The following is a 15,983-nucleotide window of genomic DNA, read 5'->3' on the forward strand; positions in this document are numbered from 1 at the left end:
CTGGCTATTCGTGGCTCCTCGGCGCAGGCTCGGCGTGATGGGTGGGACGTTCGACCCCATCCACAACGGGCACCTCGTCGCGGCCAGCGAGGTCGCCGAACTGTTCGGACTCGACGAGGTGGTGTTCGTCCCGACCGGGCAACCGTGGCAGAAGGACCGCCACGTCACCGCCGCGGAAGACCGTTACCTGATGACCGTGATCGCCACCGCCTCCAATCCACGGTTCAGCGTGAGTCGAGTGGACATCGATCGGGGTGGCCCCACCTACACCAAGGACACGTTGCGCGATCTGCGGGCGCTCAACCCCGACGCCGACCTGTTCTTCATCACCGGTGCCGACGCGCTGGCGTCGATCCTGTCGTGGCAGAACTGGGAGGAGATGTTCGCCATCGCGAGTTTCGTCGGGGTCAGCCGGCCGGGTTACGAGCTGGACGGTAAGCACATCGCTGCGGCGATCAAGGAACTGCCCGACGATGCGCTGCAACTCGTCGAGGTGCCCGCGCTGGCGATCTCGTCGACCGACTGTCGTAAACGCGCGCAGGAGAACCGGCCGATCTGGTATCTGGTGCCCGACGGCGTCGTGCAGTACGTGGCCAAGCGCAAACTCTATGCCGCGCAACCACTCGCAACCCAGGGGAAGCATCGATGAGCGCCTCCGACGAAGCCGTTCGCATGGCGACGGTCGCCGCGCAGGCGGCCGCGGCCAAAGTCGCCGACGACGTCGTGGTGATCGACGTGTCGGGCCAACTCGTCATCACCGACTGCTTCGTGATCGCCTCGGCGTCCAACGAACGTCAGGTCAACGCGATCGTCGACGAGGTCGAGGAGAAGATGCGCGTCGCCGGTTATAAACCGGCCCGCCGCGAAGGTGCCCGCGAGGGCCGCTGGACCCTGCTCGACTATGTCGACATCGTGGTGCACATCCAGCACGAGGACGAGCGCAACTTCTATGCCCTGGATCGGTTGTGGCGGGACTGCCCGACGATCCCGGTCGATCTGGACGGCCGGCCGTGAGGCGCGTCCGCCGCCTGGTCATGCTGCGGCACGGGCAGACCGAGTACAACGCGGGCAGCAGGATGCAGGGTCAGCTGGACACGGAGCTGAGCGATCTGGGGCGGGAGCAGTCGGTCGCCGCGGCAGAGGTGCTGGCCAAGCGGCAGCCGTTGGCGATCGTGTCCTCGGATCTGCGGCGGGCGCTCGACACCGCGGTCGTCCTGGGCCACCGCGCCGGGGTGCCCGTGACGGCCGACGTGCGGTTGCGGGAGACACACCTCGGCGAGTGGCAGGGGCTGACCCACCTCGAGGTCGACGCCGCGGCTCCCGGTGCGCGGCTCGCGTGGCGGGACAACTCGCGATGGGCGCCGCCGGGTGGGGAGAGCCGCGTCGACGTCGCCGCGCGCAGCATGCCACTGGTCGACGAGCTGATCGCCGGGCAGCCGGAGTGGGGTTTGCACCAGCCCGGCGGTGACCCGGAACGGCCGGTCGTGCTGGTGGCCCACGGCGGGCTGATCGCGGCGCTGACCGCGGCGCTGCTGAGGCTGCCGGTCGACAACTGGCCGATCCTCGGCGGCATGGGCAACGCCAGCTGGGTGCAGCTGTCCGGTCACAGTGCCATCGACGCGGCACACGAGGCCGTCCGGTGGCGGCTCGACGTGTGGAACGCTTCGGCGCAGGTAGCCAACGATGTCTTGTGAATCGGGGGATCGCCGCACCCTTCTGGTCTTCTGCGACTCGCTGTCCTACTACGGTCCCAGCGGTGGACTACCGGCCGACGATCCGCGGATCTGGCCCAATATCGTTGCCGCCCAGCTTGGTTGGGATGTCGAGCTGATCGGCCGGATCGGCTGGACGTGTCGCGACGTGTGGTGGGCGGCGACGCAGGACCCGCGGACGTGGGCGGCGCTGCCGCGGGCCGGCGCGGTGGTGTTCGCCACGGGCGGCATGGACTCCCTGCCGTCGCCGCTGCCGACCGCGGCGCGTGAACTGATCCGCTACGTGCGCCCGCCATGGCTGCGGCGCTGGGTGCGCGACGGCTACTGCTGGGTGCAACCGCGGCTCTCACCGGTGGCGCGCGCTGCGCTGCCGCCGCATTTGTCCGCGGAGTATCTCGAGATGACCCGCGGCGCCATCGACTTCAACCGGCCCGGCATACCCGTCGTCGCGTGTCTGCCCTCGGTGCACATTGCCGACACGTACGGCAGGGCGCATCATGGCCGCGACGGCACCGTCAGGGCGCTCACCGGATGGGCTGAGCAGCATGCCATTCCGCTCGTCGACCTGAAGGCGGCGGTCGGGGAGTACGTCATGAACGGCCAGGGCAACCCCGACGGCATCCACTGGAACTTCGAAGCTCATCAAGCCGTGGCAGACTCGATGCTCAAGGCGCTCGCCGAGGCCGGCGTGCCGTGTCCGTAGTCGTGGTGACCGACTCGTCGTCGCGCCTGACGCCTGATGAGTTGAAGCAGTGGGACATCCGGCAGGTGCCGTTGCATGTGCTCGTCGATCTGATCGACCTGCGGGACGGTGTCGACGAGGTGCCCTACGACGTGCACGAGGTGCCCCGCGCGAGCACCGCGGGCGCGACACCCACCGACCTCGCGGAGATGTACCGACAGGCGCTGCGGGACAGCGGCGGCGACGGCGTTGTGGCCGTGCACCTCTCGGCGGCGCTGTCGAGTTCGTACAGCTCGGCGGTGCAGGCCGCCCGGGAGTTCGGATCGTCGGTACGGGTCGTCAATTCGCGGTCGGCCGCGATGGGGGTGGGGTTCACCGCACTCACCACTGCGCGCGCCGCGGCCGGCGGCTCGGATCTGAATTCGGTTGAAGCCGTTGCTCGTTCGGCGGTGCAACGCACCCGCGCGTTCATCGTGGTGCACCGGCTGGACAATCTGCGACGAAGCGGGCGGATCGGGACCGCGGCATCCTGGTTGGGCACCGCGTTGTCGGTCAAGCCGCTGCTGTGTCTCGACGTCGACGGCCGACTCGTGCTCGACCAACGGATCCGGACGATCAGCAAGGCGCACGCGACGATGGTCGACCAGGTCGCCGATCTTGTCGGGGACCGCCAGGCGTCGATCGCGGTACACCACGTCGACAACCACGACGGCGCCGACGAGGTCGGTGCCGCACTGACGGACCGGCTCCCTCAGCTCGAGGCGCTCACCGTGAGGGATATGGGTGCGGTGCTGTCGATCCATGTCGGGGCGGGCGCGATCGGTGTGGTTGTCCAGCTCGCCGACTGATCCGGTCATTGCGCGCGGCTTTGGTAAGTGATAACTTACGGTTCGTGCCGACTTACCAAGACGCCGATGCGTGGGTGGCGATGGCGGACCGCACCCGGCGGTCGATCGTCGAACGTCTCGCGCACCGGCCGATGGCGGTCGGGGAGCTGGCCCGCGACCTCCCGGTCAGCAGACCCGCGGTTTCTCAGCACCTCAAGGTGCTCAAACGCGCCGGGCTGGTCTGCGACCGCGCCGACGGGACCCGGCGCGTCTACCAGCTGGACCCGTCGGGCCTGGCCGCCATGCGCGCCGACCTCGATCGCTTCTGGGGGCAGGCGCTGGCCGGCTTCAAGGAAATAGTGCAGCGCGAAGGAGAGCAATGATGACTTCTGCCCAATCGGCCGTCGTCCGCCACGACGTCACCGTTGACGCCCCGCTCGAACGGGCTTTTCGGGTGTTCACCGAACGGTTCGGCGACTTCAAGCCACGCGAGCACAACCTGTTGGGCACGCCGATCGTCGAGTCGGTGTTCGAGCCGCACGTCGGCGGCCGCATCTACGACCGCGGAGAGGACGGCAGTGTGTGCGCGTGGTCGCGGGTGCTCGTCTTCGAGCCACCGAACCGCATCGTCTTCTCGTGGGACATCGGCCCGACCTGGCAGCTCGAATCCGATCCCGCGCGATGCAGCGAAGTCGAGGTCGTGTTCAGCGCCCAGGGCGACGGGCGAACGCGCGTGACCCTCGAGCATCGCCACCTCGAAAGGCATGGCGATGGTTGGGATTCGGTCGCCTCGGGTGTCGGCGGTGATGGCGGCTGGCCCCTATATCTGCGCCGCTACGGCGATCTGTTGGACCGTGAGTGATGTCCGTCGACGGCGAACCGGGACTGAAGGAATTGGCCCGCGCCGAACGGGCCGACCTTGCGGCGTTTCTGGCCGAGCTGAGTCCCGAGCAGTGGCATCACTCGAGTCTATGCACCCGGTGGACCGTCAAAGACGTTGTCGCGCATGTGATCAGCTACGAGGAACTCGGCTTCGGCGGACTGCTGAAGCGGTTCGCCAAGGGCCGGGTGGTCAACGCGAACCAGGTCGGCGTCGACGAGTTCGCCGGGCTGTCGCCCGCTGAGCTGCTCGAGTATCTGAATCGGCATCTGTATCCGAGCGGCTTGACCGCCGGCTTTGGCGGCATGATCGGTTTTGTCGACGCCACGGTGCACCACCAGGACATTCGCCGCGCGCTCAACCGGCCGCGCACCATCCCCGCCGATCGCCTGGCGCGCATCCTGCCGTTGATCCCCGGTAATCCACGGCTGGGGGCGGGCCGGCGGATCCGAGGGCTTGCCCTGCGCGCCACCGACGTCGACTGGACACACGGGCGCGGTGCCGAGGTGACCGGTCCGGGTGAAGCGCTGATGATGGTTATGACGGGCCGCCCGGCGGCGCTCACGGATCTCGACGGGCCAGGGAAAAGTACTCTCGCCCAACGACTCTAGGCGCAGGGGCCCGCACGCTCGGCGGTGGTCAAATCGCGACGCGGCCGGTGACCGGCGGCAGGTCCTTGAGCGTGACGATGCCCGGCGGGGCTGCGACGACCGCGGGCACGGCGTTGGTCACCGGCAGCGCGGTGTAGATCATGCCCAGGCCCATGAAACCGGGTTCGGTCCAATCCTTCGGCGGCAGGCAGTGCAGCACAGTACGCATATTGGGCAGCCCGAAAACCTGAATCACATGGCCGTGTTCCAGCGGCTTCGGCGGCGTGACGTGTTCACCCATGATCCAGTTGAATCCGACGCTGACGACGTTCTTCTCGCCGACCCAGCCGCGGTGATATCCGTGCACGCCTGCGACGGTGCCTTCGGGGATCTGCATGAACCCGAGATCGGAATCTCCTGTCGCCGCGGTGAACGTGACGTCGAAGGTCATCCTGTCGAGGTCGGCGCCGATCGCGTCCGCCATCATCGCAGCGGATTCGGCGAACACCTCGCTTTCCCGCCGTACACTCTCGGCCAACCCGGGAGTGGCGGGATCTTGTGAAAACCCCATCGCGGTCTGCGTGCCCGCCGACTCGTACGTCGAACAGTCCACCGACTCGGTGATGCGGATCTCGTCGACCCGTTCACAGGCGCCGGACAACACCATCCCCACCATGTTGCTCATCCCGGGGTGCGCGCCGCTTCCGAAGATCGTCGAATTCCCTGTCGCGCAGGCTTTTCGGATTCGGTCGAGGTCCGCGGGTGACTGCTTGCCGCCGGTGATCCATGCCGCGCTCGAGCAGACGTTGACGCCGGCCTCGAGCAGTCGGGTCAGCTCGTCGATGTCGGGCCACAGCGGGTTGTAGCAGCAGGCGTCGGGGCGTTGTGCCAGCAGTGCCTCGACGTCATTGGTGGCCGCCACCCCGGTGAGTTCGGGCCAGCCGGCCAGCTCTGCCGCGTCGACGCCGACTTTGTCCGGGCCGTGGGCGTAGACGCCGACCAGCTCCATGTCATCGCGTCCGATGATCGCGTGCAGCGACCGCCGGCCGATGTTGCCGGTGGTCCACTGGATCACGCGAAGTGGCCGATCGGGTGTGGTCAACGAAATCTCCTCGGTGCCAAAGGGACTACATGTGGGTGCCGCCGTCGATGCGGACTTCCGTGCCGGTGACGAAGTAGGCTTCCGGCGCCGCGAGCATGGCGACCACGGCCGCCACCGCGTCGGGCTTGGCGAACATCCCGTCGCCGTCGACGGGGAGCGTCGGCATGATCTTGCCGAACAACGTATAGTCCGCATCTGCCGGCAGTCCAGGCCCGATGCTCTGCCCAGATTGTCCTGAGCCGTCGGTCATTCCGGAGGAGATCGATCCCGGCTGCACGCAGTTGAATCGGATGCCTGCCTTGCTGAACTCCAGGGCCAAGGTGTGCGTCATGGCCTGGATGCCGCCCTTGGAGGCGGCGTACGCCGACATGTACGGGTGCGCGAAGTTCGCGGAGGTGGAGCTGAAGTTGACGACCGCGGGTGCCGTGCCGTCGCGCAGTGCGGGTAGGGCCTCGCGAGTGACGAGAAACGTACCGATGAGGTTGATCCGCAGCACATGCTCGAAGTCGGCCAGGGTGGTGTCGGCGAAGTGTGACGACCGAAGGATGCCCGCCGCGTTCACCAGTGCGTCCAAACCGTTCATCGCTGCGACGGCGCGAGACACCCCGGCCGAGACCGATTCCTCGCTGCCGACGTCGATCACCACGGTGGTGAGGCGGTCACCGGTCCCGTCCGCCTTGGCCTCGGTATCGGCCAACCCGGTCTCGCTGACATCGGCGGCGACGACCGTCCCGCCCTCGTCGAGGATCCGAAGGGCCGTCGCCTGGCCGATGCCCGACCCGGCCCCGGTGATCAGCACGCGACGGTCGGTGTATCGCTGCAACGTCGTCACCTGGGGAAGCCTAATGGCTTCATCCGACTATTCCGGATCCGGTTCGGTGTTCTCGACCGCATCGGGCCCGGCCGATTCGTCAGTTCCTGACGCGAGCGCCTCGGTTTCGTCGGGTAGGGACAGCGCCACGCCGAGCGCCAGAAAAAACAGGATGAACAGCGGCGCGCCGAGGTAGAAGTTCATCGGGCCGCCCGGCGAGATGAAGCTTCCCGGCGGTCCGATGATCGTGATCGTCTCGATGAGCTGCTCGACCGCGAAGGCCGCGGCGGCGTAACCAAGCCAGCGTGGAAAACGACCTTCGTTGGCCGCCAACAAGATTGGTGCGGCAACCAGGATGTTGGACACGGTGAGCAGGGGGCCCCACATCGTGACGATGTCCGTGATCGTCCGAGCGGTCCCCGAACCGAGTTCGGCGGGATGCAGCGCCAGTCCGGAGGTGAACCAGGTGGTGATGCTGATCTGCACGACGACCACGGCGGAGCCGATCGTGAACATGAAGGCATACGGCCCCGCCAGCCGGTCGCGGGCGTGGGCGAGGACCACCACCAGCGCCAGCGAGCCGAACGCCACCAACAGCGCCTGAGTGCGCATCGCACCGGAGTTCTCTTGGATGTGGGTGACGATGTCGAGGCCCGGCTTGTCGATGCCCGGCAGCGCCGGAACCATCAGCAACGCAACGGCATACAGAACCGCGAACGCGATGGCCGCGACCATCGGGACTCGACGATCCACAGCAACACTGTAGACACCGGCGTTATCCCCAACGCTCATTTCATCCACAGGGCGCGTCGTCGACTGTCGACGACGCGCTTTGCGGTCGGCGTGCGCGCTTATCTTCGGCAACCATGCGAACCGAATTGGCCGCCGAGCGCCTGCAGCGCCGACTGGGCGGCGAAGTAGAGCCCGACACCGACGTCGAGGAGCGCCAACCGGACACGTCGCTGACCCGCTGGCTGCCCGAAACCACCGGCGACGGTGCCGCGGGTTGGGTCGCTGCGGTGCGCGCCGACCCCGGTCGCGCCGGCGTCCTCGCGCTCGCCGGGGTAGGTGTCATCGCGGTGCTGATCACGGTGTTCGTGCTGGTTCGTGACGATACCCCCGCGGTGGCAGCGGCCGAACTTCCGCCGGTGCAGATGGTTTCGTCGGCGAGCCCGACGGCGGATGCGGCGAGCTCGGCGTCGGGCGGGCCGGTCGTCGTCAGCGTCGTGGGCCTGGTGCACAAGCCGGGACTGGTCACGCTCGAGGCGGGCGCACGGATCGCCGACGCGCTCGCCGCGGCGGGCGGTCCGCTGGACGGCGCGGACATGGTGGGACTCAACATGGCCAGACGGCTCACCGACGGCGAGCAGATCGTCGTCGGTATCGCGGCGCCGCCAGGTGAACCGACCGCCATGGGCAGCTCGGTCAGTCCCGGTGCGACGGCCACATCGGCGGACTCACCGCCGACCGGGACAGGCGACAAACCGTCGGGCGAGAAGGTGAACCTGAACACCGCGACCGTCGAGCAACTCGAGACGCTGCCCGGCATCGGTCCGGTGACCGCCGCGGCGATCGTGGCATGGCGCGACGCGAATGGCCGGTTCACCAGCGTCGATCAGCTCGGTGACGTGGACGGCATCGGACCGGCGCGGCTCGACAAGCTACGCAGCCTCGTTCATGTGTGACGACGGTGGCGGACGCCGGCGCGACCCCGCTCGATCTTCGGCTGGTCCCGGCGGCGCTGACCAGCTGGGCGGTGACCGGCGCCGGAATCGTCTGGCACCTCGGCGGAGCGGTCGGCGCCGCTGTTGTAGCAGTGGCGACAACAGCGGCGCTGGGATGGTGGGGTGGTGGACGTAGTGGCCGGAGGGCGCAGGCCGACCGAACGGCCGTCGGCGCGAGTGTGGTCGCGGTCGCGGTGGTGGCCACCGCGTTCGCGATCGCGATCGGCCTGCAGGTCGACCAGCTGCGCGCCCACCCGCTTACCCAGCGCTACGGCACGGCCGCCACCGTCGTCGTCACACCGACGGAAAGTCCCCGAGCGCTCGGCGGCAACCGGACGGTGTTCCGCGGCTCGCTGCTGACGTTCGACGGGCGCGAAATGTCGGGCAGGGTGGTGGTATTCGCGTCGACCTCCGGCGTTGCCGACCTGACGGCCGGCACACCCGTGGCGTTCCGAGCCCGGATCGGCCGACCCACCCGGCGCGACCTCAGCGTGGCGGTGCTCTCGGCGACCGGCGAGCCCACCTACGGCGAGGCGGCCGCGGTCCACCGGGCCGCCCACGGAATCCGCGCCGGATTCGCCGACGCTGCACGGCGGTCACTGCCTGCGGACCAGGCCGCGATGCTGCCCGCGCTGGTGCTCGGCGACACGTCGGGGGTTCCGAAACACACGACGGCCGAATTCCGCGCCGCCGGCCTGACGCATCTGACCGCGGTCTCGGGCGCCAACGTCACGATCGTGTGCGGGGCAGTCCTGTTGACGGCTGGACTGGTCGGCCCACGGGCGGCAGTCGGCCTCGCAGCGGTCGCGCTGCTCGCATTCGTCGTGGTCGTGCAGCCGACGGCGAGTGTGTTGCGCGCCGCGGTGATGGGTGCGATCACCTTGTTGGCGGTGCTGACGCATCGGCGCCGACAGGCGATTCCGGCGTTGTCGGCCAGCGTGTTGGTGTTGCTGATCGCATCCCCGGAGTTGGCGGTCGACGCTGGGTTCGCGTTGTCGGTGTCGGCGACCGCGGCCCTCGTCGTACTCGCTCCGATGTGGTCTCGGCGACTCGCCGACCGCGGCTGGCCCAAGCCGGCCGCCGACGCGGTCAGCGTGGCCACCGCCGCGCAACTGGTCACGGCGCCGCTCGTCGCGGGGATGGCGGGCACGTTCAGCATCGTGTCGGTCGCGGCCAATGTCGCGGTCGCGCCGGTGATTCCGCCGATCACAGTTGTCGGCACCGCCGCCGCCGCACTGGGCCGCATCTGGCCCGCCGGTGCCGATTTGCTGATCCGCTTCACCGGTCCGGAACTGTGGTGGCTGTTGCATGTAGCCCGCTGGGCAGCCGGCGTCCCCGGATCCACGGTGCCCGTGCCGTCGGGGCTGGCCGGGGTCATGCTGCTCGCCGCCGCCGGTTTCGGGGCGGTGATGGCTTGGCGCTGGCGCTGGGTGCGCGTCGGGGCGGGCGCCGCCGCGGTGTGCCTGCTGGCATGGACGGTGGCGGGGCTGCTGTCGGGCGGCCGTGACACGATCGTGGGGTGAGCGAAGCGTCGCGGTTGCATCTGATCCTCGGAGACGAGGAATTGCTGGTCGAACGCGCGGTCGCGGCGGTTCTGCGGGACGCGCGCAAGCAGGCGGGCACTCACGACATCCCGGTCGACCGGCTGCGCGCGGGCGACGTCAGCACAAGCGAACTCGCCGAACTGTTGAGCCCGTCATTGTTCGCCGACGAGCGGGTGGTGGTGCTGGAGTCGGCGGCGGAGGCGGGCAAAGACGCGGTCGCGCTGATCGCCGACGCCGCAGCCGATCTGCCGCCCGGCACCGTGCTGGTCGTCGCGCACTCCGGTGGCGGCCGCGCGAAGGCGCTCGCCGATCAACTCAAGAAGCTGGGCGCGCAGGTGCATCCCTGCGCGCGTATCGCCAAGGCCGCCGAGCGGGCCGACTTCGTCCGGCGTGAGTTCCGCGCCCTGAAGGTCAAGGTCGGCGACGACACGGTCACCGCAGTGCTCGACGCGATCGGCTCGGACATCCGGGAACTGGCCGCCGCGTGTTCGCAGTTGGTCACCGACACCGGCGGCGCGGTCGACGCGGCGGCGGTGCGTCGCTACCACTCGGGCAAGGCCGAGGTGAAGGGGTTCGACATCGCCGACAAGGCCGTCGTCGGCGACGTCGCGGGAGCAGCCGAAGCGCTACGGTGGGCGATGTTGCGCGGCGAACCGCATGTCGTGCTGGCCGACGCGCTGGCCGAAGCCGTGCACACCATCGCCCGGGTGCGTCCGTTGTCGGGTGATCCCTATCGGCTGGCCTCAGAGTTGGGCATGCCGCCGTGGCGGGTGCAGAAGGCGCAGAAGCAGGCGCGGCGGTGGTCGAACACCTCGGTCGCCGAGGCGATGCGATTGGTGGCCGCGCTCAATGCGGATGTCAAGGGCGCCGCGGCCGACCCGGACTACGCGTTGGAGGCAACCGTCAGGAGGGTCGCCGAACTCATAGCAGACTGAGCGGCTTGATTGCGCGGAGTGCACGCCTCACGTACGGATTCTCGCGATTCGCGTACACCAGCCGTGTACTCGGCGAGGAAGATCAGAGCTTGTTGAACGCCGAGGCCAGAGCCGATTTGCGGTTCGCGGCCTGGTTCTTGTGGATGACGCCCTTGCTGGCGGCCTTGTCCAGCTGGCGGCTGGTCGACGCCAGCAGGTCACGAGCCTTGTCCTTGTCGCCGGCCTCGACGGCCTGCCGGAATCCGCGGACCGCCGTGTGAAGCGACGACTTGACCGACTTGTTGCGCAGCCTGCGGCGCTCGTTGGTCTTGATCCGCTTTTCCTGCGACTTGATGTTGGCCACGCGTGTAGTCCTTCGTAAATCCTGTTGGAGTTTCCCAAAGTCTGGTAGGCGCCCGGCGTGCGGGCTGCGACGGTTCAGGTTACCAGCGTAGCGGGCAAATGCCCAAAGCGAGCCGGCCGACCGTCGGCCTCACCGCAGCGGCTTCGGCGTCACCGGGCCGGCTTCGCGCCGACGCCGGGATGCACCTCGACGCGATGCAGGTCGTCACCGACTTCGATCTGCCGGTCGAACACCGACGCGGCCAGCGCGCGCCAATCGTCTTCCTGTCCGGCCTCGATGGCCGGCACGTAGTGCGTCAGGATGAGGATCCCGACCCCGGCCCGCGCCGCGGTCGTCGCCGCCTCCTCGACCGAGGAGTGGTAGTCGCAGATGTCGCGGATGCGCTGCATGGGCATCTTGTCGATCAGGTCTTTGCGGATGACGGTGTGCACCAACGCGCCTGCGCCCGCGGCCAGCGCGTCGAGGCTTTCGCACGGCACCGTATCGCCGGCCAGGACAACCGACGCATCGGCGTGCTCGACACGGAACCCGATCGTCGGTGCGACGGGTCGGTGGTCGGTCGGTGCGACCCGGATCGTCACCCCGTCGCTGTTCCACACTTCACCGTCGGTGTACTCGTGTACCTGCAGTGGCGGCGGCGACGTCAGATCGGCGTGGTGGGCGATGCGGTATCCGATGTCGAAGCCGAACGCCTTGAGCGTGGCGTCGACCACCTCCGCGGTGCCCGGCGGCCCGATGATCTGCAGCGGGGCGGGATCGGGCGTGAAGGTCGACACCCAACGGGTGATGATCACGTCGCCCAGATCCGCGATGTGGTCGCTGTGCAGGTGGGTCAACAGCAGCGCAGACAAACCGTTGGCCGCGGCGCCCGCGGCGGTCAGCCGTTGTTGTACGCCGCGGCCGCAGTCGACCAGAAACGTCTGCCCGCCCGCACGCACCAGCGTCGACGGGCCGGCCCGGCGGGCGTCGGGGATGGGGCTTCCGGTACCGAGCAGTGTCACCTCGATCATGGGCCCACATATACCTGACGGCCGCGTCGAAAACCTGCCATTGACGGCCCGCCGGCCCGGGCTCGAGGCGCAGAGCAGCGTTGCGCAGGCGTGACCCGGTTGCAACCGTGCAAACCCTTCCGCGTGGACCGCGGCGCACCTAGCCTGTGAGGTACATCACGAGCGGAGGCAACGATGCGGATCGCGGACGTGTTGCGGAGCAAGGGCGCCGCGGTGGCCACGATTACCCCGGAGACATCGGTCGCGGGGTTGCTCACCGAGTTGGCCGTACACAACATCGGGGCGATGGTGGTGGTGTCGCCCGACGGTGTGGTGGGCATCGTCTCCGAGCGCGATGTGGTGCGCGCACTGCATGCGCACGGTGCCGACCTGTTGCGACGGCCGGTGTCAGAGATCATGACCAGCTTCGTGGCGACCTGCGCACCGGATGATTCGGTCGACAGCCTGAGCGCGTTGATGACGACGAACCGGGTCCGGCACGTGCCGGTGATGGAGAACGGCAGGCTGGCGGGCATCGTCAGCATCGGCGACGTGGTCAAGACGCGGATGGAAGAACTCGAAACGCAGCAGGAGCAGTTGCAGGCCTACATCACCCGTGGCTGACGTCGAGGTCGCGCCCGCCCGGCGGCGCGACGTCCGCACCCTGTCCGAGGTCCTGGGCCGCGCGTTCTACCAGGACCCGGTGATGAGGTGGATGCTGCCCGACGACGCCACGCGGGCTCGCGGCCTCACGCGGATGTTCGCGACCATGACCCGACACCACTTCCTGCGAACCGACGCCGTCGAGGTGGCCGGTGGCGAACGGATCGGCGCCGCGGCGCTGTGGGCCCCGCCCGGGCAGTGGAAGCAGGGGCGCCTCGAAGAGCTGCTGATGATGCCCGGCTTCATCCGGGCGTTCGGCTCGCGGGTCAGACGCGGTCAGCAGGTCTCCGAGCTGATGAAGCAACACCATCCGGAGGAGCCGCACTGGTATCTCGCGGTGATCGGCAGCGATCCGACCGTCCGCGGCACCGGCTTCGGCCAAGCGCTGATGCGCTCGCGACTCGATCGGTGCGACGCCGAGTACGCGCCGGCCTATCTCGAGTCGAGCAACCCCGACAACATCCCGTACTACCAGCGCTTCGGATTCGAGGTCACCGGCGAGATCACGTTGCCCGACGGCGGCCCCAGCATGTGGCCGATGTGGCGAAACCCGCGCTAGTTCTTCGCCGAACAGACGCAAACTGCCCCGAGAAAATGGAGCACTTTGTGTCTGCTCGCGGGATGAGCGGTCAGCTCCAGGAGTACTCGGCGCGGAGGCGGATGGCGACCGCTTCGAACTTCTCGCGCGTGAGGATCGCGCCTTCGCGCCGGATGCCGGCCTCGGGGACGTCGAGCACCCGGTCCAGCCGCACCCAACTCTGCCGACCCTCGTAGTCCCAGGTGCCGCTGCCGATGCCGACCCAGTTGGGGTCGTCGCGATGGTGGTCTCGGCTGGACAGCATCAGGCCGAGCAGTGTCGAGCGGTCCCGCCCGACGACCAGCACGGGACGGTCCTTGCCCTGCGTCGGATCGTCCTCGTAGACCACCCACGTCCACACGATCTCGCCGGGGTCGGCGCGACCGTCCAGGTTGGGCGCGTACACCACCTTGCGGGCGCGATGTGCCGTCGGCACGAAGTTGCCGCTGACCGGCCGTCCCACGGTGATCGCCGGGGCATCCTCTTTCGGCGTGCCGGCGATCGCGTCCAGGCCGATCTTGATGCCCTGCTGGATTCCGCGCTGAACGGTGTCGGACTGGCCGATCTGACGGATGAACTTCGGCGCCTCGTTGAACACCAAATTCTCCGCGAACCTCTGGAATGTTCTCCACGGCGGAGCCATGTCCCGAGCATAAGCGAGGGTCGGGGACGCGCGATTGTGTGCGCAGGCCATGCCCTCGATACGCTGTTGGCACCCTCAGCACCGTCCTACCAGGAGAAACCCAATCAGCAATTTCGCCGATCAGACCTTCACGGCGCCGGCGCAGATCCGGAACTTCTGCATCATCGCCCACATCGATCACGGCAAGTCGACGTTGGCCGATCGGATGCTGCAACTCACCGGCGTCGTCGCCGAGCGAGACATGCGCGCGCAATACCTCGACCGGATGGACATCGAGCGCGAGCGCGGCATCACGATCAAGGCGCAGAACGTCCGCCTGCCCTGGCGGGTCACCGACGACGACGGCATCGAAAAAGACTTTGTGCTGCATCTGATCGACACCCCCGGCCACGTCGACTTCACCTATGAGGTGTCGCGCGCACTCGAGGCGTGCGAAGGCGCAGTGCTACTCGTCGACGCCGCCCAGGGCATCGAGGCGCAGACGCTGGCCAACCTGTACCTGGCGTTGGATCGCGACCTGCACATCATCCCGGTGCTCAACAAGATCGACCTGCCCGCGGCCGACCCGGACCGGTACGCCGCCGAACTCGCCCACATCATCGGTTGTGAGCCCACCGATGTTCTGCGGGTGTCGGGTAAGACCGGCGAAGGCGTGCGCGACCTGCTCGACCACGTCGTGCGCGAGGTGCCGCCACCGACCGGTGAGGCCGACGCGCCTGCCCGCGCCATGATCTTCGACTCCGTCTACGACACCTACCGCGGCGTGGTGACCTACGTGCGCGTCGTCGACGGCAAGATCGTCCCGCGCGAGCGCATCAAGATGATGTCCACCGGCGCCACGCACGAACTGCTCGAGGTCGGCATCGTCTCACCGGAACCGAAAGCCTCGGCGGGCTTGGGTGTTGGGGAGGTCGGCTACCTCATCACCGGTGTGAAGGACGTGCGCCAGAGCAAGGTCGGAGACACCGTGACGACGGCGCGCCACGGCGCCGCCGAACCGCTCACGGGGTACCGCGAGCCGCGGCCGATGGTGTACTCGGGGCTGTATCCCGTTGACGGCTCGGATTATCCGGTGCTGCGTGACGCGCTGGACAAGCTGCAACTCAACGACGCCGCGCTGACCTACGAACCGGAAACGTCCGTGGCGCTCGGATTCGGCTTCCGCAGCGGCTTTCTCGGCCTGCTGCACATGGAGATCACCCGCGAGCGCCTCGAGCGCGAGTTCAACCTCGACCTGATCTCGACGTCGCCGAACGTGGTGTATCGCGTTGTCCAAGAAGATTCTTCGGAAATCGTGGTCACCAATCCGTCGGACTGGCCGGACGGCAAAATCCGCACGGTCTACGAGCCGGTGGTCAAGACCACGATCATCGCGCCGAGCGAGTTCATCGGCACGATCATGGAGCTGTGCCAGTCGCGCCGCGGCGAACTGGGCGGCATGGACTACCTGTCGCCGGAGCGGGTTGAGCTGCGCTACACGATGCCGCTGGGCGAGATCATCTTCGACTTCTTCGACGCGCTGAAATCGCGCACCCGCGGCTATGCCAGCCTCGATTACGAGGAGGCCGGCGAGCAGGAGGCCGAGTTGGTCAAGGTCGACATCCTGCTGCAGGGCGAGCCCGTCGACGCGTTCAGCGCGATCGTGCACAAGGAGTCGGCATACGCCTACGGCAACAAGATGACCACCAAGCTCAAGGAGCTGATCCCGCGTCAGCAGTTCGAGGTTCCGGTGCAGGCGGCGATCGGATCGAAGATCGTCGCTCGCGAAAACATCCGCGCGATCCGCAAAGACGTGCTATCGAAGTGTTACGGCGGCGACATCACGCGTAAGCGCAAGCTGCTGGAGAAGCAGAAGGAAGGCAAGAAGCGGATGAAGACCATCGGCCGGGTAGAGGTGCCACAGGAGGCGTTCGTCGCCGCCCTGTCCACCGACTCGTCCGCCGACAAGGCCAAGAAGTAGC

General features: G+C 68.1%; 20 protein-coding genes. 14 read left to right on the plus strand and 6 right to left on the minus strand.

What is annotated here, in order from left to right:
* Positions 1-10: 10 nt before the first annotated feature.
* Genes nadD through G6N18_RS01000 form a run of 8 tightly spaced genes read left to right on the plus strand, consistent with a single transcriptional unit; the run spans position 11 to position 4,712 of the window.
* Positions 11-649 (plus strand): nicotinate-nucleotide adenylyltransferase, encoded by a 639-nt coding sequence (gene nadD / locus G6N18_RS00965; protein ID WP_083001283.1) that lies wholly within the window; start codon positions 11-13, stop codon positions 647-649.
* A complete protein-coding gene (gene rsfS, locus G6N18_RS00970; protein WP_083001281.1) occupies positions 646-1,014 on the plus strand; it encodes a ribosome silencing factor in 369 nt (122 codons plus the stop codon). The genes nadD and rsfS overlap by 4 nt, the downstream gene beginning before the upstream one ends.
* Before the next feature lie 20 nt (positions 1,015-1,034).
* Complete coding sequence (gene gpgP / locus G6N18_RS00975; protein ID WP_083001403.1) at positions 1,035-1,694, plus strand: glucosyl-3-phosphoglycerate phosphatase; 660 nt, start codon at positions 1,035-1,037, stop codon at positions 1,692-1,694.
* On the plus strand, positions 1,684-2,415 hold the full coding sequence (gene octT / locus G6N18_RS00980; RefSeq protein WP_083001279.1) for a diglucosylglycerate octanoyltransferase: 732 nt from the start codon (positions 1,684-1,686) through the stop codon (positions 2,413-2,415). Before gpgP ends, octT begins: the two co-directional genes overlap by 11 nt.
* Complete coding sequence (locus G6N18_RS00985; RefSeq protein WP_083001277.1) at positions 2,406-3,242, plus strand: DegV family protein; 837 nt, start codon at positions 2,406-2,408, stop codon at positions 3,240-3,242. Before octT ends, G6N18_RS00985 begins: the two co-directional genes overlap by 10 nt.
* A 44-nt stretch (positions 3,243-3,286) precedes the next feature.
* Positions 3,287-3,604 carry an ArsR/SmtB family transcription factor gene (locus G6N18_RS00990; protein WP_067226377.1) on the plus strand — a complete coding sequence of 106 codons (318 nt, stop codon included), beginning with the start codon at positions 3,287-3,289 and terminating at the stop codon, positions 3,602-3,604.
* Positions 3,604-4,083 carry an SRPBCC family protein gene (locus tag G6N18_RS00995; RefSeq protein ID WP_083001402.1) on the plus strand — a complete coding sequence of 160 codons (480 nt, stop codon included), beginning with the start codon at positions 3,604-3,606 and terminating at the stop codon, positions 4,081-4,083. The genes G6N18_RS00990 and G6N18_RS00995 overlap by 1 nt, the downstream gene beginning before the upstream one ends.
* Complete coding sequence (locus G6N18_RS01000) at positions 4,083-4,712, plus strand: maleylpyruvate isomerase family mycothiol-dependent enzyme (protein ID WP_083001276.1); 630 nt, start codon at positions 4,083-4,085, stop codon at positions 4,710-4,712. The genes G6N18_RS00995 and G6N18_RS01000 overlap by 1 nt, the downstream gene beginning before the upstream one ends.
* A gap of 28 nt (positions 4,713-4,740) precedes the next feature.
* Here the strand turns inward: G6N18_RS01000 and G6N18_RS01005 are convergent, their stop codons facing one another.
* The 3 genes from G6N18_RS01005 to G6N18_RS01015 are packed head-to-tail and all read right to left on the minus strand — an operon-like array spanning position 4,741 to position 7,357.
* The gene (locus G6N18_RS01005; protein ID WP_109749414.1) at positions 4,741-5,793 is read right to left on the minus strand and encodes an NAD(P)H-dependent amine dehydrogenase family protein; all 1,053 of its coding nucleotides are present in this window, start codon (positions 5,791-5,793) and stop codon (positions 4,741-4,743) included.
* A 25-nt stretch (positions 5,794-5,818) separates the two neighbouring features.
* Positions 5,819-6,625, minus strand: coding sequence for an SDR family NAD(P)-dependent oxidoreductase (locus G6N18_RS01010; RefSeq protein WP_179962343.1), 807 nt, complete (start codon positions 6,623-6,625; stop codon positions 5,819-5,821).
* A gap of 27 nt (positions 6,626-6,652) precedes the next feature.
* Positions 6,653-7,357: a hypothetical protein gene (locus tag G6N18_RS01015; RefSeq protein WP_083001273.1), complete on the minus strand. Its 705-nt coding sequence runs from the start codon at positions 7,355-7,357 to the stop codon at positions 6,653-6,655.
* A gap of 113 nt (positions 7,358-7,470) precedes the next feature.
* On the opposite strand from G6N18_RS01015, the gene G6N18_RS01020 reads away from it, so the two are divergent.
* From G6N18_RS01020 to holA, 3 genes are read left to right on the plus strand one after another with little or no spacing between them, the layout of a single operon-like run.
* Positions 7,471-8,289, plus strand: a complete 819-nt coding sequence (locus G6N18_RS01020; protein WP_083001272.1) for a ComEA family DNA-binding protein — start codon at positions 7,471-7,473, stop codon at positions 8,287-8,289.
* On the plus strand, positions 8,286-9,851 hold the full coding sequence (locus tag G6N18_RS01025) for a ComEC/Rec2 family competence protein (RefSeq protein WP_407663540.1): 1,566 nt from the start codon (positions 8,286-8,288) through the stop codon (positions 9,849-9,851). Before G6N18_RS01020 ends, G6N18_RS01025 begins: the two co-directional genes overlap by 4 nt.
* Positions 9,848-10,807, plus strand: coding sequence for a DNA polymerase III subunit delta (holA, locus tag G6N18_RS01030; protein WP_083001270.1), 960 nt, complete (start codon positions 9,848-9,850; stop codon positions 10,805-10,807). The genes G6N18_RS01025 and holA overlap by 4 nt, the downstream gene beginning before the upstream one ends.
* Positions 10,808-10,889: 82 nt before the next feature.
* On the opposite strand, the gene rpsT is transcribed toward holA, so the two are convergent.
* Complete coding sequence (gene rpsT / locus G6N18_RS01035; protein WP_067226357.1) at positions 10,890-11,150, minus strand: 30S ribosomal protein S20; 261 nt, start codon at positions 11,148-11,150, stop codon at positions 10,890-10,892.
* Positions 11,151-11,299: 149 nt separating this feature from the next.
* The gene (locus G6N18_RS01040; protein ID WP_083001268.1) at positions 11,300-12,160 is read right to left on the minus strand and encodes a ribonuclease Z; all 861 of its coding nucleotides are present in this window, start codon (positions 12,158-12,160) and stop codon (positions 11,300-11,302) included.
* A gap of 174 nt (positions 12,161-12,334) precedes the next feature.
* Here G6N18_RS01040 and G6N18_RS01045 point away from each other — a divergent pair, with 174 nt between their 5' ends.
* Together G6N18_RS01045 and G6N18_RS01050 are read left to right on the plus strand one after the other, a co-directional pair.
* Entirely contained in the window at positions 12,335-12,763 is a 429-nt protein-coding gene (locus tag G6N18_RS01045; protein ID WP_059102414.1) for a CBS domain-containing protein, read from the plus strand.
* Positions 12,756-13,361, plus strand: coding sequence for a GNAT family N-acetyltransferase (locus G6N18_RS01050; protein ID WP_179962344.1), 606 nt, complete (start codon positions 12,756-12,758; stop codon positions 13,359-13,361). The genes G6N18_RS01045 and G6N18_RS01050 overlap by 8 nt, the downstream gene beginning before the upstream one ends.
* 70 nt (positions 13,362-13,431) lie before the next feature.
* Here the strand turns inward: G6N18_RS01050 and G6N18_RS01055 are convergent, their stop codons facing one another.
* A complete protein-coding gene (locus tag G6N18_RS01055) occupies positions 13,432-14,022 on the minus strand; it encodes a type II toxin-antitoxin system PemK/MazF family toxin (protein ID WP_083001267.1) in 591 nt (196 codons plus the stop codon).
* 49 nt (positions 14,023-14,071) lie between these two features.
* Here G6N18_RS01055 and lepA point away from each other — a divergent pair, with 49 nt between their 5' ends.
* The gene (gene lepA / locus G6N18_RS01060; RefSeq protein ID WP_083001265.1) at positions 14,072-15,982 is read left to right on the plus strand and encodes a translation elongation factor 4; all 1,911 of its coding nucleotides are present in this window, start codon (positions 14,072-14,074) and stop codon (positions 15,980-15,982) included.
* The last annotated feature ends 1 nt before the right edge of the window (position 15,983 follow it).

Source organism: Mycolicibacterium celeriflavum, assembly GCF_010731795.1.
Taxonomy (GTDB): Bacteria; Actinomycetota; Actinomycetes; order Mycobacteriales; family Mycobacteriaceae; genus Mycobacterium; species Mycobacterium celeriflavum.

Excerpts from the sequence above, each read along its gene's own strand:
- G6N18_RS01045 (WP_059102414.1), top strand. The coding sequence starts at position 12,335 with ATGCGGATCGCGGACGTGTTGCGGAGCAAGGGCGCCGCGGTGGCCACG.
- rsfS (WP_083001281.1), top strand. The coding sequence starts at position 646 with ATGAGCGCCTCCGACGAAGCCGTTCGCATGGCGACGGTCGCCGCGCAG.
- G6N18_RS01040 (WP_083001268.1), bottom strand. The coding sequence starts at position 12,160 with ATGATCGAGGTGACACTGCTCGGTACCGGAAGCCCCATCCCCGACGCC.
- G6N18_RS01055 (WP_083001267.1), bottom strand. The coding sequence starts at position 14,022 with ATGGCTCCGCCGTGGAGAACATTCCAGAGGTTCGCGGAGAATTTGGTG.
- lepA (WP_083001265.1), top strand. The coding sequence starts at position 14,072 with ATGCCCTCGATACGCTGTTGGCACCCTCAGCACCGTCCTACCAGGAGA.
- gpgP (WP_083001403.1), top strand. The coding sequence starts at position 1,035 with ATGCTGCGGCACGGGCAGACCGAGTACAACGCGGGCAGCAGGATGCAG.
- G6N18_RS01020 (WP_083001272.1), top strand. The coding sequence starts at position 7,471 with ATGCGAACCGAATTGGCCGCCGAGCGCCTGCAGCGCCGACTGGGCGGC.
- G6N18_RS00995 (WP_083001402.1), top strand. The coding sequence starts at position 3,604 with ATGACTTCTGCCCAATCGGCCGTCGTCCGCCACGACGTCACCGTTGAC.
- octT (WP_083001279.1), top strand. The coding sequence starts at position 1,684 with ATGTCTTGTGAATCGGGGGATCGCCGCACCCTTCTGGTCTTCTGCGAC.
- G6N18_RS01000 (WP_083001276.1), top strand. The coding sequence starts at position 4,083 with ATGTCCGTCGACGGCGAACCGGGACTGAAGGAATTGGCCCGCGCCGAA.